Source organism: Pseudomonas fluorescens (genome assembly GCF_902497625.1).
Lineage (GTDB): Bacteria > Pseudomonadota > Gammaproteobacteria > Pseudomonadales > Pseudomonadaceae > Aquipseudomonas > Aquipseudomonas fluorescens_BQ.
Genome location: NZ_CABVGX010000008.1, coordinates 104595 through 128094 on the forward strand (window position 1 = coordinate 104595; position 23500 = coordinate 128094).

General features: G+C 58.9%; 27 protein-coding genes. 14 read left to right on the plus strand and 13 right to left on the minus strand.

All coding sequences use genetic code 11. The features are described from left to right. Nucleotides 1-30: 30 nt before the first annotated feature. The 6 genes from F8N12_RS07425 to F8N12_RS07450 all read left to right on the plus strand — a co-directional run bounded on the left by F8N12_RS07425 (nt 31) and on the right by F8N12_RS07450 (nt 5433). A complete protein-coding gene (locus F8N12_RS07425) occupies nt 31-396 on the plus strand; it encodes a 5-carboxymethyl-2-hydroxymuconate Delta-isomerase (RefSeq protein WP_150579875.1) in 366 nt (121 codons plus the stop codon). A 510-nt stretch (nt 397-906) separates the two neighbouring features. After that, nucleotides 907-2289, plus strand: coding sequence for a glutamine synthetase family protein (locus tag F8N12_RS07430; protein WP_150579876.1), 1383 nt, complete (start codon nt 907-909; stop codon nt 2287-2289). A gap of 107 nt (nt 2290-2396) precedes the next feature. After that, complete coding sequence (rnd, locus tag F8N12_RS07435; RefSeq protein WP_150579877.1) at nt 2397-3530, plus strand: ribonuclease D; 1134 nt, start codon at nt 2397-2399, stop codon at nt 3528-3530. After that, nucleotides 3527-3820: a YcgL domain-containing protein gene (locus F8N12_RS07440; RefSeq protein ID WP_150579878.1), complete on the plus strand. Its 294-nt coding sequence runs from the start codon at nt 3527-3529 to the stop codon at nt 3818-3820. Before rnd ends, F8N12_RS07440 begins: the two co-directional genes overlap by 4 nt. Nucleotides 3821-3940: 120 nt before the next feature. Next, nucleotides 3941-4873 (plus strand): D-2-hydroxyacid dehydrogenase, encoded by a 933-nt coding sequence (locus F8N12_RS07445; protein ID WP_150579879.1) that lies wholly within the window; start codon nt 3941-3943, stop codon nt 4871-4873. 110 nt (nt 4874-4983) lie between these two features. Next, entirely contained in the window at nt 4984-5433 is a 450-nt protein-coding gene (locus tag F8N12_RS07450; protein ID WP_150579880.1) for a YcgN family cysteine cluster protein, read from the plus strand. Between the two features lie 153 nt (nt 5434-5586). Here F8N12_RS07450 and F8N12_RS07455 read toward each other — a convergent pair whose 3' ends face one another. The 4 genes from F8N12_RS07455 to F8N12_RS07470 all read right to left on the minus strand — a co-directional run bounded on the left by F8N12_RS07455 (nt 5587) and on the right by F8N12_RS07470 (nt 8593). Beyond that, nucleotides 5587-5967: a DUF2892 domain-containing protein gene (locus tag F8N12_RS07455; protein WP_150579881.1), complete on the minus strand. Its 381-nt coding sequence runs from the start codon at nt 5965-5967 to the stop codon at nt 5587-5589. A gap of 90 nt (nt 5968-6057) precedes the next feature. After that, a complete protein-coding gene (locus tag F8N12_RS07460) occupies nt 6058-6528 on the minus strand; it encodes an RNA methyltransferase (RefSeq protein WP_150579882.1) in 471 nt (156 codons plus the stop codon). A gap of 874 nt (nt 6529-7402) precedes the next feature. Further along, on the minus strand, nt 7403-7774 hold the full coding sequence (locus F8N12_RS07465) for a YajD family HNH nuclease (protein ID WP_150579883.1): 372 nt from the start codon (nt 7772-7774) through the stop codon (nt 7403-7405). A gap of 132 nt (nt 7775-7906) precedes the next feature. Continuing rightward, nucleotides 7907-8593 (minus strand): spermidine synthase, encoded by a 687-nt coding sequence (locus F8N12_RS07470; RefSeq protein WP_150579884.1) that lies wholly within the window; start codon nt 8591-8593, stop codon nt 7907-7909. A 93-nt stretch (nt 8594-8686) separates the two neighbouring features. Between F8N12_RS07470 and F8N12_RS07475 the strand changes: the two genes are divergently transcribed. Then, the gene (locus tag F8N12_RS07475) at nt 8687-8977 is read left to right on the plus strand and encodes a hypothetical protein (protein WP_150579885.1); all 291 of its coding nucleotides are present in this window, start codon (nt 8687-8689) and stop codon (nt 8975-8977) included. Here the strand turns inward: F8N12_RS07475 and F8N12_RS07480 are convergent. Both F8N12_RS07480 and F8N12_RS07485 read right to left on the minus strand, forming a co-directional pair. Then, nucleotides 8974-9447 (minus strand): cyclic nucleotide-binding domain-containing protein, encoded by a 474-nt coding sequence (locus F8N12_RS07480; protein WP_150579886.1) that lies wholly within the window; start codon nt 9445-9447, stop codon nt 8974-8976. The genes F8N12_RS07475 and F8N12_RS07480 overlap by 4 nt on opposite strands. 230 nt (nt 9448-9677) lie before the next feature. Next, entirely contained in the window at nt 9678-11732 is a 2055-nt protein-coding gene (locus F8N12_RS07485) for a S9 family peptidase (RefSeq protein WP_150579887.1), read from the minus strand. A 260-nt stretch (nt 11733-11992) separates the two neighbouring features. Here F8N12_RS07485 and F8N12_RS07490 point away from each other — a divergent pair, with 260 nt between their 5' ends. From F8N12_RS07490 to F8N12_RS07500, 3 genes are read left to right on the plus strand one after another with little or no spacing between them, the layout of a single operon-like run. Next, nucleotides 11993-12490, plus strand: coding sequence for an MFS transporter (locus tag F8N12_RS07490; RefSeq protein ID WP_150579888.1), 498 nt, complete (start codon nt 11993-11995; stop codon nt 12488-12490). Between the two features lie 26 nt (nt 12491-12516). After that, nucleotides 12517-13293 (plus strand): class II glutamine amidotransferase, encoded by a 777-nt coding sequence (locus F8N12_RS07495; RefSeq protein ID WP_150579889.1) that lies wholly within the window; start codon nt 12517-12519, stop codon nt 13291-13293. Nucleotides 13294-13305: 12 nt separating this feature from the next. Next, the gene (locus tag F8N12_RS07500) at nt 13306-13848 is read left to right on the plus strand and encodes a DUF2937 family protein (RefSeq protein ID WP_150579890.1); all 543 of its coding nucleotides are present in this window, start codon (nt 13306-13308) and stop codon (nt 13846-13848) included. Nucleotides 13849-13953: 105 nt separating this feature from the next. On the opposite strand, the gene F8N12_RS07505 is transcribed toward F8N12_RS07500, so the two are convergent. Then, nucleotides 13954-14868, minus strand: coding sequence for a LysR family transcriptional regulator (locus F8N12_RS07505; protein WP_150579891.1), 915 nt, complete (start codon nt 14866-14868; stop codon nt 13954-13956). 147 nt (nt 14869-15015) lie between these two features. On the opposite strand from F8N12_RS07505, the gene F8N12_RS07510 reads away from it, so the two are divergent. The 4 genes from F8N12_RS07510 (at nt 15016) to F8N12_RS07525 (ending at nt 18754) form a co-directional block, all read left to right on the plus strand. Continuing rightward, a complete protein-coding gene (locus tag F8N12_RS07510) occupies nt 15016-16302 on the plus strand; it encodes an MFS transporter (protein WP_150579892.1) in 1287 nt (428 codons plus the stop codon). Between the two features lie 75 nt (nt 16303-16377). Further along, on the plus strand, nt 16378-17130 hold the full coding sequence (locus F8N12_RS07515; RefSeq protein WP_150579893.1) for a 5-oxoprolinase subunit PxpA: 753 nt from the start codon (nt 16378-16380) through the stop codon (nt 17128-17130). Further along, nucleotides 17127-17831 carry a 5-oxoprolinase subunit PxpB gene (pxpB, locus tag F8N12_RS07520; RefSeq protein ID WP_150579894.1) on the plus strand — a complete coding sequence of 235 codons (705 nt, stop codon included), beginning with the start codon at nt 17127-17129 and terminating at the stop codon, nt 17829-17831. The genes F8N12_RS07515 and pxpB overlap by 4 nt, the downstream gene beginning before the upstream one ends. Further along, nucleotides 17828-18754 carry a biotin-dependent carboxyltransferase family protein gene (locus tag F8N12_RS07525; RefSeq protein WP_150579895.1) on the plus strand — a complete coding sequence of 309 codons (927 nt, stop codon included), beginning with the start codon at nt 17828-17830 and terminating at the stop codon, nt 18752-18754. The genes pxpB and F8N12_RS07525 overlap by 4 nt, the downstream gene beginning before the upstream one ends. Before the next feature lie 107 nt (nt 18755-18861). On the opposite strand, the gene F8N12_RS07530 is transcribed toward F8N12_RS07525, so the two are convergent. The 6 genes from F8N12_RS07530 to F8N12_RS07550 all read right to left on the minus strand — a co-directional run bounded on the left by F8N12_RS07530 (nt 18862) and on the right by F8N12_RS07550 (nt 23500). Beyond that, on the minus strand, nt 18862-20319 hold the full coding sequence (locus F8N12_RS07530) for an MFS transporter (protein WP_224787677.1): 1458 nt from the start codon (nt 20317-20319) through the stop codon (nt 18862-18864). Between the two features lie 156 nt (nt 20320-20475). Further along, nucleotides 20476-20988: a prephenate dehydrogenase dimerization domain-containing protein gene (locus F8N12_RS27775; protein ID WP_318189649.1), complete on the minus strand. Its 513-nt coding sequence runs from the start codon at nt 20986-20988 to the stop codon at nt 20476-20478. Nucleotides 20989-21029: 41 nt separating this feature from the next. Further along, nucleotides 21030-21344, minus strand: a complete 315-nt coding sequence (locus tag F8N12_RS27780; RefSeq protein ID WP_224787679.1) for an NAD-dependent epimerase/dehydratase family protein — start codon at nt 21342-21344, stop codon at nt 21030-21032. 2 nt (nt 21345-21346) lie between these two features. After that, the gene (locus tag F8N12_RS07540; RefSeq protein ID WP_224787680.1) at nt 21347-21751 is read right to left on the minus strand and encodes a chorismate-binding protein; all 405 of its coding nucleotides are present in this window, start codon (nt 21749-21751) and stop codon (nt 21347-21349) included. Next, nucleotides 21724-22245 carry a hypothetical protein gene (locus F8N12_RS07545; RefSeq protein WP_191623125.1) on the minus strand — a complete coding sequence of 174 codons (522 nt, stop codon included), beginning with the start codon at nt 22243-22245 and terminating at the stop codon, nt 21724-21726. The genes F8N12_RS07540 and F8N12_RS07545 overlap by 28 nt, the downstream gene beginning before the upstream one ends. A 76-nt stretch (nt 22246-22321) precedes the next feature. Next, complete coding sequence (locus F8N12_RS07550) at nt 22322-23500, minus strand: vWA domain-containing protein (protein WP_150579897.1); 1179 nt, start codon at nt 23498-23500, stop codon at nt 22322-22324.

Sequence of the window (23500 nt, forward strand, 5' to 3'; positions counted from 1 at the left end):
CCCCTTCCACCTATTTTCAGGAGCCGACTCATGCCTCACCTGCACATGGAATACACCGCCAATCTGTCTGAGCTGAATGCCGACGTCGCGTTGATCAGGCTGAATAATGCGCTGGTGGCTTCTGGACAGTTTGCTGCCGAATTCGACATCAAGAGCCGTGCAGTGAAGCTCGAGACCTTCAAGGTGGGGACTGCGATGAGCGAGCGTGCTTTTGTGCATGTGAAGCTTGCCTTGCTCAGCGGGCGTTCGCCGCAGATCAAAAAGCAGTTGTCCGAGAGCCTGTTGGCGGTGGTGCAGGATCTTTGTCAGTGGCCCGCAGACGTGGAGGTCCAGCTCGCAGTGGAGCTGCTGGACATTGATCGCGAGTCTTACAGCAAAGTGGCAATCGGGCACTGAGTTAACCTCAAGCCTTGCCTGAGTTGTCACGCCGGGATGAACGACTACGTCCCGGCGTGACACAGATCGAGGCATTCGATCTTTTTCACAACGTGGGGATACATGGCGGATGCTTTGAGAGTCGGTCCCATGCTGTCCCGTTTGATCATCGCGTTCCGTGCACGGTTGATGTAAATAATCGTAGCGCGAGGACGGCGTCGGGAAAAACTCTTGCAGCATATTTCAGCGATTGTTTAGTAATTTCTCACCCAAGGTTCGTCATATCCTGCTTGATCGGCTCATCACAGCATGTGACGCTGCCCAACATCTGCCTGCTGCGGTTTTCCTTATGGACGCTTGTCCAGTCGCTTTACCCTCCGAACTCGCCTTTTGGGCGTTGTGGCACTGTCGTCACGCGCGCCCACCGGATGCCTGCCTTCTGCGTTGAATGGTTTTACAGGTCCTGCGCCATGCGCCGGGCAAATCGGCATCGCCTGCGCGAATGCCTGACGTATAAAGCAGAGAATTCCCATGAGTTGTGCCACGACCTCTTTTGCCACAAAGCAAGAAGCCCTGACCTTTCTTGAGCAGAACCCGGATATCGAAATGTTCGAGCTGTTCATCATCGACAATAACGGCGTGCCTCGGGGCAAGCTGTTGCATCGTGATGAATTGCTGGCGGTCTACGAAAGCGGACGGCCGTTGCCGAGCACCATTCTCGGCCTGACGATCAATGGCGACGACGTAGAGAATTCGGGACTGGTGTGGGACGTCGGCGATATCGATTGCCGGGCCTACCCGATCAGCGGCAGCTTGACGCGCATGCCCTGGCGCCTGATTTCCACGGCGGCCGTTCAAGTGAGCATGCATCCCAAGGAGGGCATGCCGGCAACCGTCGCCGACCCGCGCCATCTGCTGGCGAGCGTCATCGAGGGACTTCAGGCCGATGGTTATTACCCGGTCATGGCAGCGGAGCTGGAGTTCTACCTGCTCGACCAGCAACGCGACAGCAACGGTCGGCCGCAACCGGCGCGGGACGTCGATGGCGGTCGGCCGCGCGGAACGCAGGTGTACGGCTTGCGCGAACTGGAACAAATCGAACCGTTCCTCGCCGATCTCTACAGCGCCTGCAAACTGCAGGGCATTCCGGCGCGCACGGCGATTTCCGAATATGCGCCGGGGCAGGTCGAAATCACCCTTGAACATCGCAGCGACGCGTTGCAGGCGATGGACGAAGCGGTGCGCTACAAGCGCTTGGTCAAGGGCGTGGCGCATAAACACGGGATGACTGCATGTTTCATGGCCAAGCCTTTTGATGATCTGGCGGGCACCGGCATGCACATGCACGTCAGTCTCGCGGACAAGGACGGCAACAATCTGTTTGCCAGTGAAGCGCTGGATGGCACGCCGTTGCTCAGGCAGGCCGTTGGCGGCATGCTCAGCACCTTGCTCGATTCGTTGCTGATGTTCTGCCCGAACGCCAATTCGTACCGGCGCTTTCAGACCAACAGTTATGCGCCGCTGGCGGCCACGTGGGGCGTAGACAACCGCACTGTGAGTTTGCGTGTCCCCGGTGGTCCGGCGTTTTCCCGGCATATCGAACACCGCATCTGCGGGGCCGACGCCAATCCCTATCTGGCGGCGGCAGCCATTCTGGCCGGCATTCATCGCGGCATCCGCGAACAACTCGACCCGGGCGCGCCCGTTGAAGGTAACGGGTACGCCCAGGCTTCGGAATTGTTGCCGACCGACTGGCTGACCACCTTGCGCGCACTGGAAGGTTCGAGTTGGGCGCGGGAAGCGTTTGGCGGTGAATTTCTCGGCGTCTACATGGCCGTGAAGAGAGCCGAGTATCGACAGTTCATGGGCGAAGTCGGTGAGCAGGATTGGCGCTGGTATCTGCATCATGCCTGAACCGTTTGCAGCCACGCTCGCAGGTCGCGGCAAAGAATGAATGAGTGGACGCGCGGAAGTCGCCGGTAGCGATATATACTGCGCGCCATTCTTCAAGGGAGAGCCGTGTGGCCATCGATATTCACTGGATTCGCGACAACGATAGCCTCGGTCAGTTTTGTGCCGAGTGGCAACAGCTGCCTTTCGTTGCCCTCGACACCGAATTCATGCGGGTCGACACCTTTTACCCAATCGCAGGCCTGTTGCAGATTGGCGATGGTGTGCGCGCTTATCTGATCGACCCGTTGACCATCGATAACTGGCAACCGTTGGCGGCTCTCCTGGAAAACCCTGCCGTGGTCAAGGTCGTGCATGCGTGTAGCGAAGACCTCGAAGTGCTGCTGCGCCTGACGGGTAGCCTGCCGGTGCCACTGTTCGATACGCAACTGGCCGCCGCTTACCTGAACCTCGGTTTCTCCATGGGTTATTCGCGTCTGGTGCAGGACGTGCTCGGCATCGACCTGCCTAAAGGCGAGACGCGCTCTGACTGGCTGCAACGTCCGCTATCCGAGACGCAGATCAGCTACGCCGCTGAAGATGCTTTGCACCTTGCGGAAGTCTTCATACAGCTGCGTCCGAAATTATCTGACGACAAATACGCATGGGTCCTGGAAGACGGCGCCGAGCTGGTGGCCAACCTGCGTCGCGAGATCGATCCGAACGAGGTGTACCGCGACGCCAAGCTCGCGTGGAAGCTATCCCGCGCGCAACTCGCCGTGCTGCGTGAACTCTGCGCCTGGCGCGAGCGTGAAGCCCGCGCCCGTGATCTGCCGCGCAACCGCATCGTGCGCGAACATTCGCTGTGGCCGCTTGCCCGAACTCAGCCCGACAACCTCGGTGCACTGGCCAAAATCGAAGACATGCACCCGCGCACTGTGCGTCAGGACGGCGAATTCCTGCTGGACCTGATCAAACGCTGCGCTAATGTCCCGCCCGAGCAATGGCCGCCTGATGTGCCCGAGCCGTTGCCAGTAGAAGCCGCCGCGGTGGTCAAACAGTTGCGCGCCATTGGCCAGGCCGAAGCAGAGCGCCTGAACATTGCGCCTGAGCTTATGTTGCGCAAGAAAACCCTTGAAGCCTTGCTCAAGAGCGGCTTCCCGAACGGTCCTTACCAATTGCCTGATTCGCTGCGTGGCTGGCGCCGCGAATTGATGGGCCAGGCGCTGCTCGACAGCCTGGCCACCCCCGGAGAACAGCCTTGAAACGTATTTGCTCCATCTATCGAAGCCTGAAGAAAAACGAAATGTACCTCTATGTGCTCAAAAGTGATGCACTGGAGCGCGTTCCGGAAAATCTGATGGCCGCCTTCGGCAAACCGCATCACGCCTTCGATCTGGTGTTGACGCCTGAGCGCAAACTGTCGCGCGAGGACATCACCGTGGTCCTGGACAATCTCGAGAAGCAGGGCTATCACCTGCAAATGCCGCCGGCCGAGGACGAGTACATCGAGCACTTGCCGGAAGAATTGCTGCGGCGCAACGATCCGATGTGATCTGCAGACAGGTTCTGTTCAGAATCTGCCTGAAACACTGGAATGATTTTGGCGATGGCCGCCGCGCTGGAGCGCTGCTCCACCGGCGGCCGTTTGCACTGCTTTTGAAAGGTTTGAACCATGCGCGTTCTGATTGCTGAACACGATCACCCTGTGTACGCCCAATTGCTGCGCCAGGCAGCTCCCGATCTGGAAGTCCTTACCAGCGGTAACTCTGCCGAGCTGGCCAGCCAGGCCGCTGATTGCCCGATCTGGCTAGGGCAGCCGGACTTGCTGGCAACCCTGCTGCGTCAAGGGCACCAGCCACAATGGCTGCAATCGACCTGGGCCGGCATCACGCCGCTGCTGGTCGATGGTCTGCCACGCCACTATCGCCTGACTCGGGCGGTGGGAATTTTCGGTCAGGTGATGGCCGAATACGTGCTGACCTACATGCTTGGCCATGAGCGCGAAGTGCTGCCGCGTCTGGTCAGCCAGGTCGAGCGCAAGTGGGACAGCCGCCAGGGCCAGAGCCTGACCGGGCGCAAAGTCCTGATCGTCGGTACCGGCGACATCGGCCAGACCGTCGCGCGCTTTTTGCTGCCGTTCGGCGTCGAGCTTTACGGCATTGCCAGCGAAGCGCGGGAGCTGGCGCCTTTTGTCGAGGTGGGAACGCTGGCGGATCTGCCGCGCCTGGTCGGCGAGGTAGACTATGTGATCAATCTGCTGCCGAACACACCGACCACCCACGACCTGTATGACGCAGCACTGTTCAAGCAATTCAAGCCGACCGGGTTGTTCATCAATGTCGGGCGCGGCGTCGCGGTGGTCGATGCGGATCTGGTCGAAGCCTTGAAGGAAGGGCATCTGGCGGGCGCGGTTATTGACGTCTGCCGGCAGGAGCCTTTACCACAACGTCATCCGTTCTGGACGGCCTGGGGGCTGCTGCTGACCGGCCATAGCTCGGCACCGACGTCACCTTCATTGATGGTGAAGCTGTTTGTCGAGAATCTGCGGGCCTATCAGGCGGGCGAAGCATTGCGCGGCGAAGTGGATTTCGATCGCGGGTATTGAACGCTCTATTCCCGCGCCGATTGTACTGGCAGTCGCCAATGCTTTTGCCGGCACGGGCCGTGGCACTAGACTGTCGGCCTTTTCACCACCTTGATGTTGATGCTCGAACCATGGCCGCCAAAGTCGAACCGTTCTGGATACGCAAAACCCTCGATCAACTCGATCAGCAGGAATGGGAATCGCTGTGCGACGGCTGTGGCCTGTGCTGCCTGCAGAAGCTTGAGGATGAAGACGACAACAGCGTCTATTACACACGTATCGCTTGCAAACTTCTCGACCTGAAAACCTGCCAGTGCAGCGATTACCCGAACCGTCGGGAGTTTGTCCCCGACTGCATTCAGCTCACCCCGGGCAAGGCCGACGAGTTCAAATGGCTTCCGCCGACCTGCGGCTACCGGCTAGTCAGTGAAGGCAAGGACCTGCCGCTGTGGCATCACCTGGTCTGCGGTGATCGCGACGCCGTGCACCACGAACGAATTTCACAATCAGGGCGCATGCTCGCCGAAGGCAGCGTGGCCGAAGACGATTGGGAAGACCACCTGATATTCCGCGCGGGCTGAAATTTACAACGGAGTGTATAGGCAGATAACGCGTTTGCGTTCCTGGACAGCACACGGATTCAGTGACATAGGTAAAGATCGCAGCCTTCGGCAGCTCCTACAGTGGGCGAGAGATTCCCGTAGGAGCTGCTGCGGGCTGCGATCGGTTCTGTCCTAAACGCCGGTTTTAGGCGATGTCAGCGAATCATTGCCAGTCACGGTCGCCGTGCTGGTCGCCGCTTCGGCATTGGCCTTCAAACGAGTCAGATCATCACCAGCCCGCTCGATTTTTGCGCGCACGGTGTTCATTTCGTGACGGCTCTTTTCCAGCAAACTCTTGGCCGAGCAATGGCCGGTGATGCCGCGCGCCAGTGCCACGCCGCCGATTGCCAGCTGAATCAGGCCGAAAATGCCGCCGCGACGCAGGCCTTTGCCCATCATCACTACGCCACCCGCGAGGGAGCCGGCGCGTTCCCAGCCGTGGACGTTGCGTTCCGTATGGGTCTGGAACGGAGTGGATTCGATACGTTCAGCTACGCGTTTGATGTCGGTCATGATCTGTCTCCTGGCGAAAGGGCTGCTTCAAGAATAGATAGTTAAGCTGACTGCCGGGGCGGGCGGCTTGTTCCATCAAATATTCGTTGCTCAGCGAAATTTCGCCCCGGAACGCGTGTTCAGGCCTTTGGCCATCCGATCGTAAAGTACGACGTTGACCGTAGCAGCCAGGTTCATGCAGCCGGTGGTGGGGATGTATACGACGTCTTCGCACCAGTCGCGAATGTCCTTATCCAGCGAGCCGTCTTCCGGACCGAAGATGTACAGCGCGCGGTCCGGATGCGTGTACTCGGGGAGCGAACGGGCGCCTTCGACCAGCTCTACGGCGACGGGAACGCAGCCCAGCGGCAGGATTTTTTTCAGATCATCAATGCCGATGAGCGGGATATCGTAGTGAACGCGCTTGGTGTCGGTGACGAAGTCGGCGGCACGCTCGTATCGTTTACCGGTATAAAACACGGACGCCACGCCATAACAGCCGGCGGCGCGCATCACCGAGCCAACGTTTTCCGGTGATTTAGGGTTATACAAACCAATGCAGCTGTACCGTTTGTCTGCCACGAGCGGGGTGCCTTCGGGTAAAAACGGCGATTATACGGGGATTGGGGGAGGGGTGTTCGGTTGAGATCGGCGGTGCCTGAACCATCGCTATCGCCAGCAGGCTGGCTCCCACAGTGGATTCAGGGCGTTCACAAGTGCCATGTGCACAGGAGATTCCCTGTAAGAGCAAGCCTGGAGCATAACTATCGCCAGCAGGCTGGCTCCCACAGTGGATTCAGGGCGTTCACAAGTGCCATGTGCACAGGAGATTCCCTGTAAGAGCAAGCCTGGCGCATAACTATCGCCAGCAGGCTGGCTCCCACAGTGGATTCAGGGCGTTCACAAGTGCCATGTGCACAGGAGATTCCCTGTAAGAGCAAGCCTGGCGCATAACTATCGCCAGCAGTCTGGCTCCCACGGTGGATTCAGGGCGTTCACAAGTGCCATGTGCACAGGAGATTCCCTGTAAGAGCAAGCCTGGCGCATAACTATCGCCAGCAGTCTGGCTCCCACAGTGGATTCAGGGCGTTCACAAGTGCCATGTGCATAGGAGATTCCCTGTAAGAGCAAGCCTGGAGCATAGCTATCGCCAGCAGGCTGGCTCCCACAGTGGGTTCAGGGCGCTCACAAGTGCCATATGCACAGGAGATCCTCTGTAAGAGCAAGCCTGGAGCATAACTATCGCCAGCAGGCTGGCTCCCACAGTGGATTCAGGGCGTTCACAAGTGCCATGTGCACAGGAGATCCCCTGTAAGAGCAAGCCTGGAGCATAACTATCGCCAGCAGGGCTGGCTCCCACATTGGCTCCATGGCGCTCACCAGTGCCATGAGCGCAGGAGACCCCCTGTGGGAGCCAGCCTGCTGGCGATAGGGCCGGGTTGGGCGTGGAAGATATTCAGTCCTCCTTCTTCATCAACCCAGCCAACGCCGCAAATGGATTGTGCGTCGCCTTGGCGATCTTCGGCGTGCTCAACGAGCCTTCGTGGAAATATTGCTGGTCGGTGAAACGCGAGTGCTCGTTGTCATGGCAATACAGGCACAACAATTCCCAGTTCGAGCCGTCCTGCGGGTTGTTGTCGTGGTTGTGATCGCGGTGATGCACGGTCAGCTCGCTCAGGCGCTTGCCGGAAAATTCCCGGGCGCAGCGGCCGCACACGTGCGGGTACATCTTCAGGGCCTTGTCGCGGTAACCCATTTCCTTGTCGCGCTGGTTGTCGGCGAGGATGCGGTCCAGTTTCGACGTGTTGATCGGCGTTGACGAACTCATGGGTTCACCTTTGTAAAAGACTGATGACGGTTATGAACACATTACCCGTGCAAGCCGGCTTGCTGGCGATAGCGGTCGTACTGACGCCATCGCCAGCAAGCCGGCTTCTACGGTATTGGTGATGAGTTTAGCTCAGCCCTTGAGCTTCTCGGCAATCCAGATGGTGTGGCGGGTGCCTTTGTTGCCGTGGGCGAACACCTGCACTTCCTCGGCCTTGAAGCCGGCTTTCTTCAGTTTGTCGGAAAATTGCTTGTCGGCGCTGGCGGACCACACCGCCAGAACACCCTTGGGCCGCAGCGCTTTGGCGCAGGCACTCAGCCCACCAGCGGAGTAGAGCCAGCTGTTGGCTCGTTGCGTCAGGCCTTCAGGGCCGTTGTCGACGTCGAGCATGATTGCATCGAAACCTTGTGGCTCGGCCTGCAGGACTTTCGCCACGTCTTCCATGCGGATCACCGTGCGCGGGTCGAGCAACGGCTTACCGGATTTCTCGCCCAGCGGCCCACGGTTCCATTCCACGACGCCAGGCACCAGTTCCGCGACCACCACTTCGGCCGTTTTACCCAGGTGCTTAAGGGCCGAGGCGAGGGTGAAGCCCATGCCCAGGCCACCGATCAACACCCGCGAGTTCGGGCGGCCGGCGACTTTGCGGCAAGGGATTTGCGCCAAGGCATCTTCCGAACCGTGCATGCGCGTGTTCATCAACTGACCGCCGTCGCCACCCTGGATCTTGATGACGAAATCCTCACCGTATTCGAACAGGCACAGGGCACCGCCGTTTTCAGGAATGGGCGCGGTGTCGAGCAGAACGAAACGTTTCATGGGGTTCACTTGAGAAGAATGGGCATTGGGTAGGGCAAACGAACGCAGTTGGGAGTAGCCTGCAGACAGACAACAAGGCCAACGGAGCCATTGATGAAGCGCACTATTCTAACGGTCATTGCCCTGGCCGCGCTCTCGATAACTGCAGCACAGGCTGCGGATCTCCAAACCATCCCGACTGCACCCGCGCCATCGCTCGGCACGCCTGGCACGGCGACGCCGACGCCATACCCGCAAATCACGCCCAACAGCGTGCCCAAAGCCGGGCCGGGAAGCGGTGGCCCGCCGTTGTTGCCGCCGATCATAGTGCCAAGCCCACCCAAGGATCAGCCGTTGCCGGGCCTTGAGCAGGACGGCGCAAAGATCAAGTCGCCGGGAGGCTAGACCTGTTGGGAGAGCAATTGCCCGTCAGCCATGCGCAAGCGTCTGGACAGCGAGACCGCTAACGCGCGGATGATTTTTGCGGCGATTTTTGGCGCATCGTTGAGCATTTTTTCCAGCGAATCCTTGCCCAGGTTAAGCAACTGGCAATTGCTTGCTGCCACGCACGTGGCCGAACGCCGCTCACCATCGAGCACGGCCATTTCGCCGAATGCGCGACCGCTGCGCAACGTGGCCATGGTTACCGCTTGTCCTTCGCTGTTGGTCTTTTGTACGGCCACCTGGCCGGTGTGGATGATGCACATGAAGCTGCCGGCATCGCCCTCATGGAAAATTTCTTCACCTTCAGCCACGGTGCTGATGCTGAAATAGCCAGAGGCCGCTGCAAAGTCAGCAGGCAGCAGCTGATCGAACAGGCCGCAGTCCATCAGCCAGTAGCGAATTTCGTTGTTGAGCAGGGTCGGTTCTGACATGTCGTCACGTTCTGATTTTTGACTGTTACAGTTGGGCCGTGGTTGCTGTTGCCGGCCAAACACATTTCCCTTGTAGCAGCTGGCGTAGCCTGCGTCCGGCGGGTCACCCTGAATGCGACAGGACGACTGTTGCGTCCGATCGCGGCCCGAGCCGGACGCAGGCTTCGCCAGCTGCTACGCGAGTGAAGCCCAGGTGCAGCAGGTAAGACCGATGCGCAGGGCCAAGTTCCTCAGGCAATACCCAAAACCTTGAAAACAAATGCGTATTCGAGTGCTACGTCACGCAATCCCTGATATCGCCCGCTCATCCCGCCATGTCCAGCGCCCAGTTCGGTCTTGAGCAACAAAGGATTCGCGTCGGTTTTAGTCGCGCGCAATTTAGCCACCCACTTCGCCGCTTCCCAATACTGCACGCGACTGTCGTTGTAGCCGGCGATCACTAACGTGGCCGGATATTCCTGCGCGGCGACGTTTTCGTACGGCGCGTAGGCCTTGATCCGATCATAAACGTCCGGCTCTTCAGGATTGCCCCATTCGTCGTATTCCGTGACCGTCAACGGCAGGTCCGGGTCGAGCATGGTATTGAGCACATCGACGAACGGCACTTCAGCGATCGCTGCGCCGAACAGGTCTGGACGCATGTTGAGCACTGCGCCGATCAGCAAACCGCCGGCGCTGCCGCCGCTGATTGCCAGTTGTTTCGGGGTGGTGTAGCCGTTGTCGATCAAATGCTCGGCGCACGCGATAAAGTCGCTGAACGTATTGTGCTTGTGTTCCTGCTTGCCGGCGCGATACCAGGCTTCGCCCAGTTCACCGCCGCCGCGCACGTGCGCGATCGCGAAGGCCACACCGCGATCCAGCAGGCTCAGGCGCGCGTGGGAAAACCACGGGTCGAGGCTTTCGCCATAGGCGCCGTAACCGTACAGATAAAGCGGTGTGGGCTGACCGAGTGCTCCGCGTTTGACCACCAGGCTGATCGGCACTTGCGTCCCGTCCGGCGCGGTAGCCCACAAGCGCTGGCTGACGTAGGCATCGGCGTCGAACGGGCCGAGCACCGGGGTTTGCTTGAGCACTGTCTGCTCGCCACTGGCCAGTGCCAACTGACGGATCTGCGCCGGACGGTTCAGCGCTTCGTAGCGCAGGCGAATCCTGTCGCTGACGAACTCCAGGCTGTTCTGCACGTGCAGGCTGTAGGCGGCGTCCGGCAACTGAACCCGGTAGCTCGACAGATCCTGCGGGTGGACTTCAATGATCGGCAGGCCGCCTTCACGCAGGCTGAGGGTCATTGCACCGGCATTGAGGCTCATGCCGTCGATCATTGTCGAATCGCGATGGGGAATCAGGTTTTGCCATTCTGCCTCGGTCGGCGCGGTGCCGGTATCGACCGCCGAGTACAGCGCAAAGTTGATGCCGTCGCGGTTGGTGCGGATGAACCAGGTCCATTCGCCATCGCGTACGCCGTGATCGACGTCGTACTCGTGGTCTTCAACCCGTGGCGCGATGCAGGTGAACATCTGCTGCGGCTGGAAAGCGTCGAGCACCCAGACTTCGCTGGTGGTCTTGCTGCCCAGAGCCAGCAGTAATTGCTGCTCGGAGCTTGAGCGGTAGCAATGCAGGAAGAAGCGACCGTCCGGCTCGTGGAACACTTCTTCGGCTGCCGTGCCGTCCAGCCGATAGCGGAACAGCTTGTGCGGACGATGCGTCTCGTCAAGAACACCGAAGAACAGGGTCAGACTGTCGTTGGCCCAGGTCATGCTGCCGTCGCAGTCTTCGAATTCCAGTTCGCTGACGCGCCCGCTGGATAATTCCTTCACGAACAGTGTGTAGATCTCGTCGCCCGCAGCGTCGATGCTGTAGGCCAGGCGCTGATGATCCGGGCTGATGCTGAACGCGCCAAGGGAGAAAAACCCGCCGTTGGCCAGTTCATTCGGGTCGAGCAGCAGTTGTTCGCGACTTTCGTCGAGCTGCAGGCTGTCGTCGGCCGGTCGCGGGCAACGGTAGTGACGGGCGTATTCATCGCCGGCCGTGGTCCGCGTGTAATACAGGTACGGGCCCCACGGGGACGGCAGCGACAGATCGGTCTCGAGAATGCGCCCCTTGATTTCTTCGAAAAGGGTTTCACGCAACTCTGCCTGATCGGCGGTCTGCGCTTGTTGATAGCTGTTTTCCGCTTTCAGGTAGTCGAGCACCGCAGGGGTGTCGCGCTCCTGCAGCCAGGCGTACGGATCAGATCCGTCAGCCTTGTGGGCAATGGGCGCGCTGGTGACGTTGGCGGGTACGGGCATGAATGGCTCTCGAACAATGAACGGAATATGGGTTTCGCACCGTGCTAATGCGGGCTTGTGGCGAGGGGGCTTGCCCCCGCTCGGCTGCGAAGCAGTCGTTAACCGGTCACCGCCATTGGACGATAGGTTGAGGTGACTGTTTCAGGGCCGCTTCGCGACCCAGCGGGGGCAAGCCCCCTCGCCACATTGCCCGACTGGCATTGGGACAAGCCGGGCAAGCGAAAAGTCGTTACTATAAGCGCCTCTTTGCCTGCCTTGCCATGGACACCATGACCGAGAACGACTATCTGATCGCTTGGGGCCTCTACGCCTTTGCCGCTTTAGGCTGCCTGCTGGTATGGATGCGCATCACCCGCTGGATGTGGCGCTGGCTGCGTGAGCCGCTGCGGCTGCTGGTTGCGGTGTTGCTGTTCACCCCGACCATCATCGACCCGGTGAAAGAAAAGATCGCGCCGGCCATCGCCATCACCGCGCTCGACCTGATGTTCAAGGTCGGCAACAACGCCTGGCGGGCGATCTCCGATCTGTTCATGTACGGCATGATCGCCTTCGGCATCTACCTGGTTTTCGTCGCGATCCGTTTCCCGATCGAGCGCGCCTCCAACGCCCGCAAGGAACAGGCCGCCGCTAACCAGGCGGCCGCGCGCGTCGACGAGCCCGAAGACGATCAACCCTTCGGCGGTGCCGGCGATGATCGCTACGGGCGCCCACCGGTGCCGAGCAACCCCCAGCGCATGCGGGTCGAACCCCGTTTGTAAGCCGGCCCTGAAGCGAGAGTCCGAACATGTGTGAGTTATTGGGCATGAGCGCCAACGTGCCGACCGATATCGTGTTCAGCTTCACCGGGCTGATGCAGCGCGGCGGCCGCACCGGGCCACACCGTGACGGTTGGGGCATTGCTTTCTACGAAGGCCGTGGCCTGCGTTTATTCCAGGACCCGGCGGCAAGTTGCGAATCCGAAGTGGCCAACCTGGTGCAGCGTTATCCGATCAAAAGTGAAGTGGTGATCGGGCACATCCGTCAGGCCAATGTCGGTAAAGTCTGCCTCTCCAATACCCATCCCTTCGTACGCGAGTTGTGGGGGCGCAACTGGTGTTTCGCGCACAACGGTCAGCTCGCCGGTTTTGAGCCGATCAAGAGTTTTTACCGTCCGGTCGGCGATACCGACAGCGAAGCGGCCTTCTGCGATCTGCTCAATCGAGTGCGCGGTGCGTTCCCGGAACCGGTGGACATCGAAGAGTTGCTGCCGGACCTGGTCAGCGCCTGCGCCGAATACCGTGGCAAGGGCGTCTTCAATTGCCTGCTCAGCGACGGCGACTGGCTGTTCTGTTATTGCTCGACCAAACTGGCTCAGATCACCCGTCGCGCACCGTTCGGCCCGGCCCGCTTGAAGGATGTCGATGTGATCGTCGACTTCCAGGCCGAAACCACGCCCAACGATGTGGTGACAGTGATCGCTACCGAACCGTTGACCGAAAATGAAACCTGGACCCGTTACGAACCGGGCCAATGGAGCCTGTGGCGACGCGGTGAATGCGTCAGCCAGGGCAAGACCGAATAAGGATTCGCCTTCATGTTGCTCAGTTATCTACGGCTGGTGTTGTTCGCGGCGGGCCTGTTGATCGGTGTCCAGGTGCCTGGATTTATCAGCGATTACGCCAAGCGGGTGGAAGCGCATCTGCTCGAAGCGCAGACCAGCCTCAGTGGTTTTCAGGGCACTGCCAATCAGTTTTTCAAAGGTGACATGCAGGCCCTGGTCGCGCATTACCGCGCCAGCGAAGACCCGATATTTCGCAGCGATGCCGAGAGCCTGAGCAACATACTCAACCGTCAGCTGGCGCTGGATAAACAGTTCCAGGCCATGCAGGGCCCGTGGTACATCCGCTTTCTGCAGGTGGTATTGGCCGCAGATCCGGACATTCGCAAGGAAACCTGGAACGGCTATAGCTACCAGATCCTGCTGACACCGGAAGCGATGATCTGGGGCATGAGCGGCGCATTGTTGCTGTCGTTCGGCATCGAATGCCTGTTCCGGCTCATCGACTGGGTCGTGCTGGGCGGCAAGCGCCTGCGCCAGAGCCGGCCGATTGAAGATCGGGATGTGCGCGGGTTGTGAGTTGACACGGTCCTGTGGCGAGGGGGCTTGCCCCCGTTGGACTGCGCAGCAGTCCCATTTTTTGGGGGCTCCAACGGGGGCAAGCCCCCTCGCCACAGGATGCGATCAGTCAGCGAGGACGATGTAACTGTCACCCACCTTGGCCGCATACCCCACCAACACCTGCTGACACAACGCGACAATCTCCTCGACCCACTCCACCCCGGTCCGCCACGACACCACCACCTGCAGATCCGGTGGCCGCTGGGCGATATCGAGCAAGGTCAACTCGCCACGCGCCAGTTCCTCAGCCACCAGCACCGGTGGCAACGCACCAATGCCAAAGCCGTCGCGCAACAACCGGGTAATCGCCGACACCGAATTCACGCAGTTCAACCGCGGCGTCATCACGCCGTTGGCTTGCATCAGACTGAGGATGTCCTGATGCGGATGGGAGTTTTTCGAATAGGTGATGATCCGCTCCCGCGCCAGATCGGCAATGCCAGTATACGTGCGGTTGTAGAGGGACTGACTGGCGACGATCCAGCCCATTGGATGGCTGGCCAGTTCCAGGCTGCGCACGCTTTCCTGTCGCAGCAGATCGGTTTGCAGGATCAGATCGAGAAAGCCTTTTTGCAGCTGATCGCAGAGGTTGAGTGAGGTATCGGCGACCAGCTCGATTTCGACCAGCGGATAATGATCCATCATCTGCGCCACCAGGGGGCTCAGCCAGGTATGAATAACCGTGTCCATCACGCCGATCCGCACCCGCCCGACCTTGCTTGAACGGGTCTCGATCGACTGCTTGAGCGCCTGCATGGTGTCCATCATCTGCTCGGCGTAGTCGAGCACTTTCAAGCCTTCCGGCGTCAGGCTTACGCCGCGCGAGTCACGCAGAAACAGCTTCACCCCGAGCTCGCTTTCGAGCACCGCGATGCGGCTGGAAATTGACGCCTGGGTGGTGAAGAGCTTGTCCGCGGTCAGGCGAAAACTCTTGAGTCGGGCGACCCAGACAAAGGTCTCTAGGAACTTGAGATTCATGGGATCAACTTTTTCTTATGCCTGGACCGGGTTTTTATTAGTTGGACGCAACAGGGCCGGGCGCCCAAAAATCAGGCCATCCGGTTCCCACGATAGGCGTCGTCGGGGCTCAGAACAATACCAATAAAATTTGCACGGAGATTCGCCATGAGTGCGCCCGACACCACAGCCATCCCCAAGGCCACGGCTCGCCCCGGACCTTTCGACTGGTATCGCAACATCAACAAACAGGAACGCCGAACGTTCTGGAGCTGCAAGATCGGCTATGGCCTGGACGGCATGGACACCCAGATGCTCAGCTTCGTGGTGCCGACCCTGATTGCTATGTGGGGCATTACCACCGGTGAAGCGGGGCTGATTCACACCAGCACCCTGATCGCCTCGGCCATCGGCGGCTGGGTGGCGGGGATTCTCTCCGACCGCATCGGCCGCGTGCGCACCCTGCAACTGACCGTGCTGTGGTTCGCCTTCTTTACCTTCCTCTGCGGCTTCGCGCAAAACTACGAACAACTGCTGATCAGCCGCACCTTGATGGGCTTCGGTTTCGGCGGTGAATGGACGGCCGGCGCGGTGCTGATGGGTGAAGTGATTCGCGCCAAGGACCGCGGCAAAGCGGTGGGCATGGTGCAATCCGGTTGGGCGCTGGGCTGGGGGCTGACGGCGATTCTGTATGCGCTGCTGTTCTCGGTGTTGCCGCCGGAAGACGCCTGGCGTGCGCTGTTCATCCTCGGCATCGTCCCGGCGATTTTCGTGATCTTCGTCCGCCGTCTGGTCAAGGACCCGGAAATCTATCGCGAAGCCAAGGCAAAGGAAGAACCGAGCAACCCAGCGAAGTTCTACGAGATCTTTGCCCCCGGCATCCTCTTCACCACGATTCGCGCTTCGGTGCTGACCACGGGCGCACTCGGCGGTTACTACGCGATTACCTCGTGGTTGCCGACCTTTCTGAAGAACGAGCGGGGCTTGAGCGTACTCGGCACCGGCGGTTATCTGGCGATGGTGATCGTCGGTTCCTACGTCGGCTATGTCATCAGCGCGTATTTGACCGACATCCTCGGGCGCAAGAAGAACTTCATTCTGTTCGCCGTCGGCTCGTTCACCATCGTCTTGCTCTACACCCAATTGCCGGTCAGTAACGGCGTGATGCTGTGGCTGGGCTTCCCGCTGGGCTTCTTTGCTTCGGGGATTTTCAGCGGCATGGGCGCGTTTTTGACTGAGCTGTTTCCAACGCGGATTCGCGGCTCGGGCCAAGGCTTTTGCTACAACATCGGTCGGGCGCTGGCAGCGTTGTTCCCACTGTTTATCGGTTTGCTCAGCCAGAAAGTGCCGCTGAGCGTCGGCATCGGGGCGTTTGCGGCGGTGTCCTACGGCGTGGTGATCCTGGCGGCGTTGAGCCTGCCGGAGACCCGTGGCAAGCAACTTGATACCGAGTAACTGATAATCTGCCGGGCATGTTTTACAAGAATGTCCCGGCAGTAAAAAAAGAATATGCCTACAGGAGTGTTCACCGTGAGCCGCCTGCTATTGAACTGCGACATCGGCGAGAGTTTCGGCAACTGGACCATGGGTCTGGACGTCGAGGTCATGACCTTCATTGATTGTGCCAACATCGCCTGCGGCTTCCATGCCGGCGACCCGAGCATCATGCGCAAGACCGTCAGCCTGGCCCTGAGCCACGGCGTACAGATCGGCGCGCACCCGGCCTATCAGGATCTGGTCGGTTTCGGCCGGCGTTCCATGGCGTATACCGCCCAGGAACTGCAAGACATCCTGCATTACCAGATTGGCGCCCTCGACGGCATCTGCCGCGCTCAGGGCGGCAAGGTCAGTTACGTCAAACCCCACGGCGCGATGTACAACGACATGATGGCCAACCCGGCGCAATTGCGCGCGGTGATCCAGGCCGTGGCGGCATACGATCGCACGTTGCCGCTGATGCTGATGGCCACCCGCGACAACAGCGCCGCGCAGCAATTGGGCGATGAATACGGCGTGACCTTGTGGTTCGAAGCCTTCGCCGACCGCGCCTACGACAGCGCCGGCATGCTGGTTTCGCGGCAACAGCCGGGAGCGGTGCATCACGATCCCGAGAAGATCATCGAACAAGCGCTGATCATCGCCCATGGCGACTACCTCACGGCCAATGACGGCAGCGCTTTGCATTTGCAGGCCGACACCCTGTGCGTCCACGGCGACAACGCCAGTTCGGTGGCCGCCGTGCGGCGGATCCGCGAGGCCTTGAACCAGCAGAGCGCGTCATGAAACCTCGGGTGGAAGTGGTCGCGCTGGACTGCCTGATGGTGCGCCTGTTCGATGAAATCGCCGAAGCGAACATGCCGTGGATGCTCGCCGCCAGCGAAAGTCTGCGCGCTGCGTTCGGCGGGCATTTGATCGATCTGGTGCCGTCTTATACGACGCTGATGGTGCATTACGACCTGACCGTGCTTAGTCCGGCCCAGGCGCGTGAATTGATCGCTGAAGCGTTGATCGATCTTTCGCCCAATGCCAGTACCAGCGGCAAATGCCATGTGCTGCCGGTGTGGTACGACTTGAGCGTCGGCCCGGAACTGAGTCTGTTGTCCCAGCGCAGCGGCTTGTCGATGGACGAGGTGATCCGCCGCCACAGCGAGCGTGAGTACCAAGTGTTCGCGTTGGGCTTCGCGCCGGGTTTTGCCTTTATGGGCTTGGTGGAGGAGATCCTCGCCGCGCCACGCCTGAACACTCCGCGTAAGAAAGTGGCGGCGGGCAGCGTCGGCATTGCCGAGCGGCAAACCGCGGCTTACCCCGTGGTGTCCCCCGGCGGCTGGAACCTGATCGGCCGCACCCCGGCCAAACTGTTCGACCGTGAGCGGGACGGCTACAGCCTGATGCAACCGGGCGACACGGTGCGCTTCGAAGCCGTCAGCCATGCCGAGTTCATCAACCTGGGCGGTGACGACACGCCACTGGAGGCCCAGGCATGAGCCGTCTAAGCATTGAGGCGAGTACACCGCTGTGCCTGTTGCAGGACGCGGGGCGTTTTGGCGTGCGGCATTTGGGCGTAACCCAAGGCGGCGGGCTGGATTGGCGTTCGATGTCGTGGGCCAATTGGCTGCTCGGTAATGGGCTGGATGCGCCGGTGATCGAAATCACCCTCGGCGGCTTTACCGTCGTGGCCGAAGAGGATTGCGTGCTGGCGTTGGCCGGTGCGGATCTGGGCGCGCAAATTGATGGCGAGGCGTTGGCGCCGTGGCGCAGTTTCCGGCTGCAAAAAGGTCAGCGATTGCAATTCACCCAGCCGCTGCTTGGCGCTCGGGCCTATCTGGCGGCGCCGGGTGGGTTTGATGCGCCGAAGGTGCTGGGCAGCAGTGCGACGGTGGTCCGCGAGGAACTCGGCGGGCTGGATGGCATGGGGCGGCCGTTGACCAAGGATGCGCAGTTGAGCTATTCGGGCAGCCGGTTGATTCTGCTGCGAGAACTACCCCTGGAGCATGTCCCGGATCTGAAGCTCAATGCACCGCTGGACCTGGTGCTCGGCGCGCAGATTGGTGCGTTCGGCGGGCAAAGCCTGTTCGACGCGTTCAACAGTGTTTGGGAATTGGACAGCCGCGCCGACCGCATGGGCATTCGCCTGCTGGGTACGCCGCTGGAGTATCAGGGCAAACCGATGATCTCCGAAGGCATCCCGCTGGGCGCGGTGCAGGTCCCACCGGATGGGCAGCCGATTGTGTTACTCAATGATCGGCAGACCATTGGCGGTTATCCGCGATTAGGGGCGTTGACGCCGTTGGCACTGGCGCGGCTGGCGCAGTGTCTGCCGGGGGCGAAGGTCAGGTTGCGGCCGGTGGTGCAGGACGTGGCGCATCGGGAGCAGGTTGGGTATTTGCAGCGGTTCGTTAACCGCTGAAAGCTTCGCGGGCAAGCCTCGCTCCTACAGGTTTCGGTGTCCGTGAGACATGCACGAAACCTGTATGAGCAAGGCTTGCCCGCGAAGGCGTTATCACAAACGCCGCTTTACACGACCCTACCATTCGGTATCCGCAGAGTGCGCCATGCGATCAATATCGCTATAAGTGCCAAGCCGAATGTCACCCACGAAACCAGCCCGATACCACCCTCAAATGCGCTTCCCGCCTGCCTCATTAACTCGCTCGCCTGATCACCAGACAAATCTACCGTCACATTATGGGCACCTGACAGCGTCTCACTCGCCAGCATCGCCTGCGCTTCACTGAGAAAGCCCGGAAGCTGCAATATTCCACGATAGTAGGCGGTGACGAGACCACCGAGCACTGTCGTCCCCAACACTACGCCAACCTCATAGGCCGTTTCGCTAATGGCCGAAGCCGCACCCGCTTTTGCCGGCGGCGCAGCCGACAAAATTACATCGTTGGATACCGTCGCAATCGCGCCCACACCGATATTCAACAAGGCAAAAGCCACCACCAGAACTATCAAGTTACTACCCATGCCGGCGACCAGCAAAAACGCCGCTGCAGCAAACGCCATAAGAATGGGTACAAGAACATGCGTCTGTACTCGCTGTGCTACAGGTACGATCGCCATCCCCACTACGATCGCCATGATCTGACCCGGTACTAACGCGAGGCTAGCGTTCAAGGGTGACATCTGAAGGACGATTTGTAAGAACTGGGTGGTGAAAAATACGAAGCCGACGAGGAACGCAAGGCTCATCAGATTGATCACGACGGAGCCGCTGAAGGTACTACTGCGGAACAGATTCAAGTCCATCAGCGGCACCGGCAGACGTAACTGTCGCTGGACAAACATCCACCCAGCCACAGCGCCAACAACAAATGCTGTCAGCGCCATCCAGTCAACACCATCACTGGCGCTATGTTTGATGCCATAAACGATGGCGCTGAGAGCTACCATCGATTGCAGGATGCTTGTTGGGTCCAAAGGGCCTGTAGAGTCTCGCTCCGATTCAGGCAATAGCAGTGGTCCCAGAATCAGTAGTGGCACCAAAACGGGGACCGCGAGTAAGAAAATCGACCCCCAATCGAAAAACTCCAACAACACCCCGCCCACTAAAGGACCGAGCGCTGATCCAACAGTCAAAGTCGTTGCCCAGATCGCGACTGCAATTCTTCGTTCTTCTCGATCCTCGAACACCGAACGTATCAATGCCAGTGTTGAGGGCATAAGCATCGCACCGAAAATCCCCATGCAAGCGCGCCCGGTAATCAGTTGCGCCGCTGTATGAGAGTAGGCGGTCAGCACCGATACGATGACAAAGCCCAAAGACCCGGTGAGTAACAACTTGCGATGGCCGATTCGATCTCCCAGGCTACCCATAGACACCAGCAATCCCGCCAATACCAGCGAATAGGCATCTATCATCCACAATTGTTGGCTAGCACTTGGACGCAGGGCTTCCGCAATCTTTGGCAACGCAAACCCAAGCACCGTATTGTCAACTGTCACCAGCAATACAGGCAGCATCAGCATGCAGAGGCTTGACCACCGTTTTGATTTTAATCCGCGTTGTGCCGCCTTACTTATTAACGCCATTCGCCAAACCCCTTATCACCCACAAAACATTCACGGGAGATTTGCGAGACTCCCGTGAAAGAGTCCCTGTGCACTTCCCGAACGACGATGTCGTCAGTTCAGTAATGAAAAAACGTGCTGACAATCGACAGCGCCAGAGCTCAAACGAGTACCCAATGTATTTGAAATGCCCTGTAGGTCGTTTCTGAATTCATCGTAATCCTGGTCGCGAACATTTTTCATCAACCGCTCCATTCCCTCAGCGAGCGCAGAGCGCTGGTGGTTGGCTTGGTCATTTTCAAGCTGTATGTCCCAGTAGACTTCGGGTGGATTAACTAGAACCCGGGACAGTAACGCCATCATCGTGCGCATCGGTGGAGGCATCACCTCAAGTGCACTTTCCAAATCAAGTGAAGACCTTGCTAATGCCAGGCCAAACCCGAGAATTGCTGCATGAGGCAATGCCTGACAAAGCGCCATCAGTTCGTCATGGGCGACAGGCGTCATTCGCTTTACTTTCATACCTGCTTCCATCAGGTGTTGCTCGATGAAGGTCGAAGGTGAGTCGCTTTCTTCCAGACAAATTGCAACGGTGCGCCCCTGAACGGAGAGTTTGGGCGAAAACATCGGATTGATACCAACGAAGGGTTGAAGAGGCGAGGCATCCTTCAATGTTTTGTAAAACGGCTCCTGAACAGAGCAGGCGGGATGAACACAACGTTCTTTGAAACGGAGCTAACAACCCAAGGTATCGCATGGATAGCTACGCTTTCTGGTAGCGCAAACACCACTGCAACTGCCCCCTTGAATATCTGCTCGGTGTTACTGAACGGGCACATGACATCAATTTGATTGAAGCCTCTCTCATGCTCGGTTGATCGTCGATCTACGACCCGGACATCGTATCCGTATTGCATAAGGATCCGGCTGATCAAAGAGCCGACCAAGCCTGCACCGCCTAGCACGACAACTGCGTCACTCATCATCATTCGCTCCCTGCGACAAAACTGTAATAAGGCACACTAGCCTTCACCAAGGTTTCTTCAAGCTCTTGCTCTGGATCAGAATGCGCGACAATCGCGCCGCCAATTCCGAATTCCGCCTGGTTACCCCGTAGCACCGCCGTTCGAATGACAATGCTCAGTTCCGCGCCACCACTAAAAGACAACCAGCCTAATGCGCCTGAGTAGACTCCACGTGCTGAGGATTCCAGTACGTCAATAATTTCCATCGTGCGTTTCTTCGGGGCTCCCGTCATAGATCCACCCGGAAAACAGGCTCGTATTGCTTCGATCGTTGGAACATCTGAGCGCAGGTGGCCACGAACCGTTGAAACAAGTTGATGTACTGAAGAAAAGCTTTCTACTGAAAATATCTCGGGAACATGCACACTTCGCTGTTTTCTGCCAAGACTCGCCTGGCATTCTCATTTTTTAAGATACCGCCTTCAGCAACAAATGCGGCATCCAGTTTTTCCAGCAAAAGATGGGAGTTCACCGAATGCTCGTTTGGTATGTGCAATCCCCGTAGTGGGCGAACCAAATTACTCGGCTTAAGCCACTCCAATTTAGCCGGATCAACAACTTCGAACGGTTCACCACAGTCCCGAAGTATGCTTTGGATGATGTCGAAATTAACGGTGTCCACTTCATGCATGCCGGCGGTATTGAGCAGTACATGGGTTCCGATTGCGGTAAATAGCGATGTATAGTCGCCTGAAGATGTTGCCAGTCGCTCCGCCCAGTTTGACCATAAGCGTTGCGCTTGTAGGTCCATGTTTAACTTCAGTCGTCCGAATTCACTTGCGAGTAGGCCACTTGTAATTTCACCGAAACATCCATTCATCGCACCAGCAGCTTTGGATGCTGAGTTGTTCGCGAGCAAGCCCGCTCCTACAGGTTTCGTGTTAACCCTGAGCGAGGCTTGCCCGCGAAGGCGTCATCCCAGACAACAAATATCTCTACTTGGAAAGAAACCGCATCCCTTCTTCCAACCCCCGCAACGTCAGCGGGTACATCCGGTCTTCAATCAGATCCCGAACAATGTTGGTCGACGAGGTATAGCCCCACGTATCTTTCGGATACGGGTTAATCCAGATCAGTTTCTTGTATTTCTCCATGAAGCGCTGCATCCACAGGTAGCCCGGCTCTTCGTTCCAGTGCTCGACGCTGCCGCCGGCCTGGGTGATTTCGTAGGGCGCCATGGCGGCGTCGCCGATGAAGATCACTTTGTAGTCGGCGCCGTACTTGTGCAGCAGGTCCTGGGTCGAAAAACGCTCGGAGGTGCGGCGCATGTTGTTCTTCCACACCGCTTCGTAAACGAAGTTGTGGAAGTAGAAGTACTCCAAATGCTTGAACTCGGTCTTGCAGGCCGAGAACAGTTCTTCGCAGATCTTCACGTGGGCGTCCATCGAGCCGCCGATGTCGAACAGCAGCAACAGCTTGACGGTGTTGCGCCGCTCCGGCCGCATCTGGATGTTCAGCAGTCCGGCATCGCGAGCGGTGTGGTCGATGGTGCCGTCGATGTCCAGTTCTTCCGCCGCGCCTTGGCGAGCGAATTTACGCAGGCGACGCAACGCCACCTTGATGTTGCGAGTGCCCAGTTCCACCGAGTCGTCGAGGTTTTTGTACTCGCGCTGATCCCAGACTTTGACCGCTTTGCCCTGGCGCTTGCCGGCATCGCCGACCCGGATGCCTTCCGGGTTGAACCCACCGGAACCGAACGGGCTGGTGCCGCCGGTGCCGATCCATTTGTTGCCGCCAGCGTGGCGTTCTTTCTGTTCTTCAAGACGCTTCTTGAATTCCTCGATCAGTTTGTCGAGGCCGCCGAGGGACTGGATCGCCGCGCGCTCTTCGTCGGTCAGTGAGCGTTCGAATTCCTTGCGCAGCCAGTCTTCAGGAATCAGCGCTTGAAGGTGATCGTCGAGTTTTTCAAGGCCGTTGAAATAGGCCCCGAACGCGCGGTCAAACTTGTCGAAATGCTTTTCGTCCTTCACCAGGATCGCCCGCGACAAGTAATAGAATTCGTCCATGTCGGCGAAGGTCACGCGCTGTTTCAGCGCGTTGATGAGGTCCAGCAATTCGCGCACCGATACCGGCACCTTGGCTGCACGCATTTCATTGAACAGGTTGAGCAGCAT

What these genes read in the sequence shown, in the direction of transcription:
- F8N12_RS07430 (WP_150579876.1), top strand. Translation starts at nt 907, where the DNA reads ATGAGTTGTGCCACGACCTCTTTTGCCACAAAGCAAGAAGCCCTGACC.
- F8N12_RS07465 (WP_150579883.1), bottom strand. Translation starts at nt 7,774, where the DNA reads ATGAGTTCGTCAACGCCGATCAACACGTCGAAACTGGACCGCATCCTC.
- F8N12_RS07425 (WP_150579875.1), top strand. Translation starts at nt 31, where the DNA reads ATGCCTCACCTGCACATGGAATACACCGCCAATCTGTCTGAGCTGAAT.
- F8N12_RS07510 (WP_150579892.1), top strand. Translation starts at nt 15,016, where the DNA reads ATGAGTGCGCCCGACACCACAGCCATCCCCAAGGCCACGGCTCGCCCC.
- F8N12_RS07550 (WP_150579897.1), bottom strand. Translation starts at nt 23,500, where the DNA reads ATGCTGCTCAACCTGTTCAATGAAATGCGTGCAGCCAAGGTGCCGGTA.
- F8N12_RS07485 (WP_150579887.1), bottom strand. Translation starts at nt 11,732, where the DNA reads ATGCCCGTACCCGCCAACGTCACCAGCGCGCCCATTGCCCACAAGGCT.
- pxpB (WP_150579894.1), top strand. Translation starts at nt 17,127, where the DNA reads ATGAAACCTCGGGTGGAAGTGGTCGCGCTGGACTGCCTGATGGTGCGC.
- F8N12_RS07495 (WP_150579889.1), top strand. Translation starts at nt 12,517, where the DNA reads ATGTGTGAGTTATTGGGCATGAGCGCCAACGTGCCGACCGATATCGTG.
- F8N12_RS07500 (WP_150579890.1), top strand. Translation starts at nt 13,306, where the DNA reads ATGTTGCTCAGTTATCTACGGCTGGTGTTGTTCGCGGCGGGCCTGTTG.
- F8N12_RS07450 (WP_150579880.1), top strand. Translation starts at nt 4,984, where the DNA reads ATGGCCGCCAAAGTCGAACCGTTCTGGATACGCAAAACCCTCGATCAA.
- F8N12_RS07475 (WP_150579885.1), top strand. Translation starts at nt 8,687, where the DNA reads ATGAAGCGCACTATTCTAACGGTCATTGCCCTGGCCGCGCTCTCGATA.
- F8N12_RS07505 (WP_150579891.1), bottom strand. Translation starts at nt 14,868, where the DNA reads ATGAATCTCAAGTTCCTAGAGACCTTTGTCTGGGTCGCCCGACTCAAG.
- F8N12_RS07455 (WP_150579881.1), bottom strand. Translation starts at nt 5,967, where the DNA reads ATGACCGACATCAAACGCGTAGCTGAACGTATCGAATCCACTCCGTTC.
- F8N12_RS07470 (WP_150579884.1), bottom strand. Translation starts at nt 8,593, where the DNA reads ATGAAACGTTTCGTTCTGCTCGACACCGCGCCCATTCCTGAAAACGGC.
- F8N12_RS07525 (WP_150579895.1), top strand. Translation starts at nt 17,828, where the DNA reads ATGAGCCGTCTAAGCATTGAGGCGAGTACACCGCTGTGCCTGTTGCAG.
- F8N12_RS07530 (WP_224787677.1), bottom strand. Translation starts at nt 20,319, where the DNA reads ATGCTGATGCTGCCTGTATTGCTGGTGACAGTTGACAATACGGTGCTT.
- F8N12_RS07490 (WP_150579888.1), top strand. Translation starts at nt 11,993, where the DNA reads ATGGACACCATGACCGAGAACGACTATCTGATCGCTTGGGGCCTCTAC.
- F8N12_RS07445 (WP_150579879.1), top strand. Translation starts at nt 3,941, where the DNA reads ATGCGCGTTCTGATTGCTGAACACGATCACCCTGTGTACGCCCAATTG.
- F8N12_RS27775 (WP_318189649.1), bottom strand. Translation starts at nt 20,988, where the DNA reads ATGTTTTCGCCCAAACTCTCCGTTCAGGGGCGCACCGTTGCAATTTGT.
- F8N12_RS27780 (WP_224787679.1), bottom strand. Translation starts at nt 21,344, where the DNA reads ATGAGTGACGCAGTTGTCGTGCTAGGCGGTGCAGGCTTGGTCGGCTCT.
- F8N12_RS07480 (WP_150579886.1), bottom strand. Translation starts at nt 9,447, where the DNA reads ATGTCAGAACCGACCCTGCTCAACAACGAAATTCGCTACTGGCTGATG.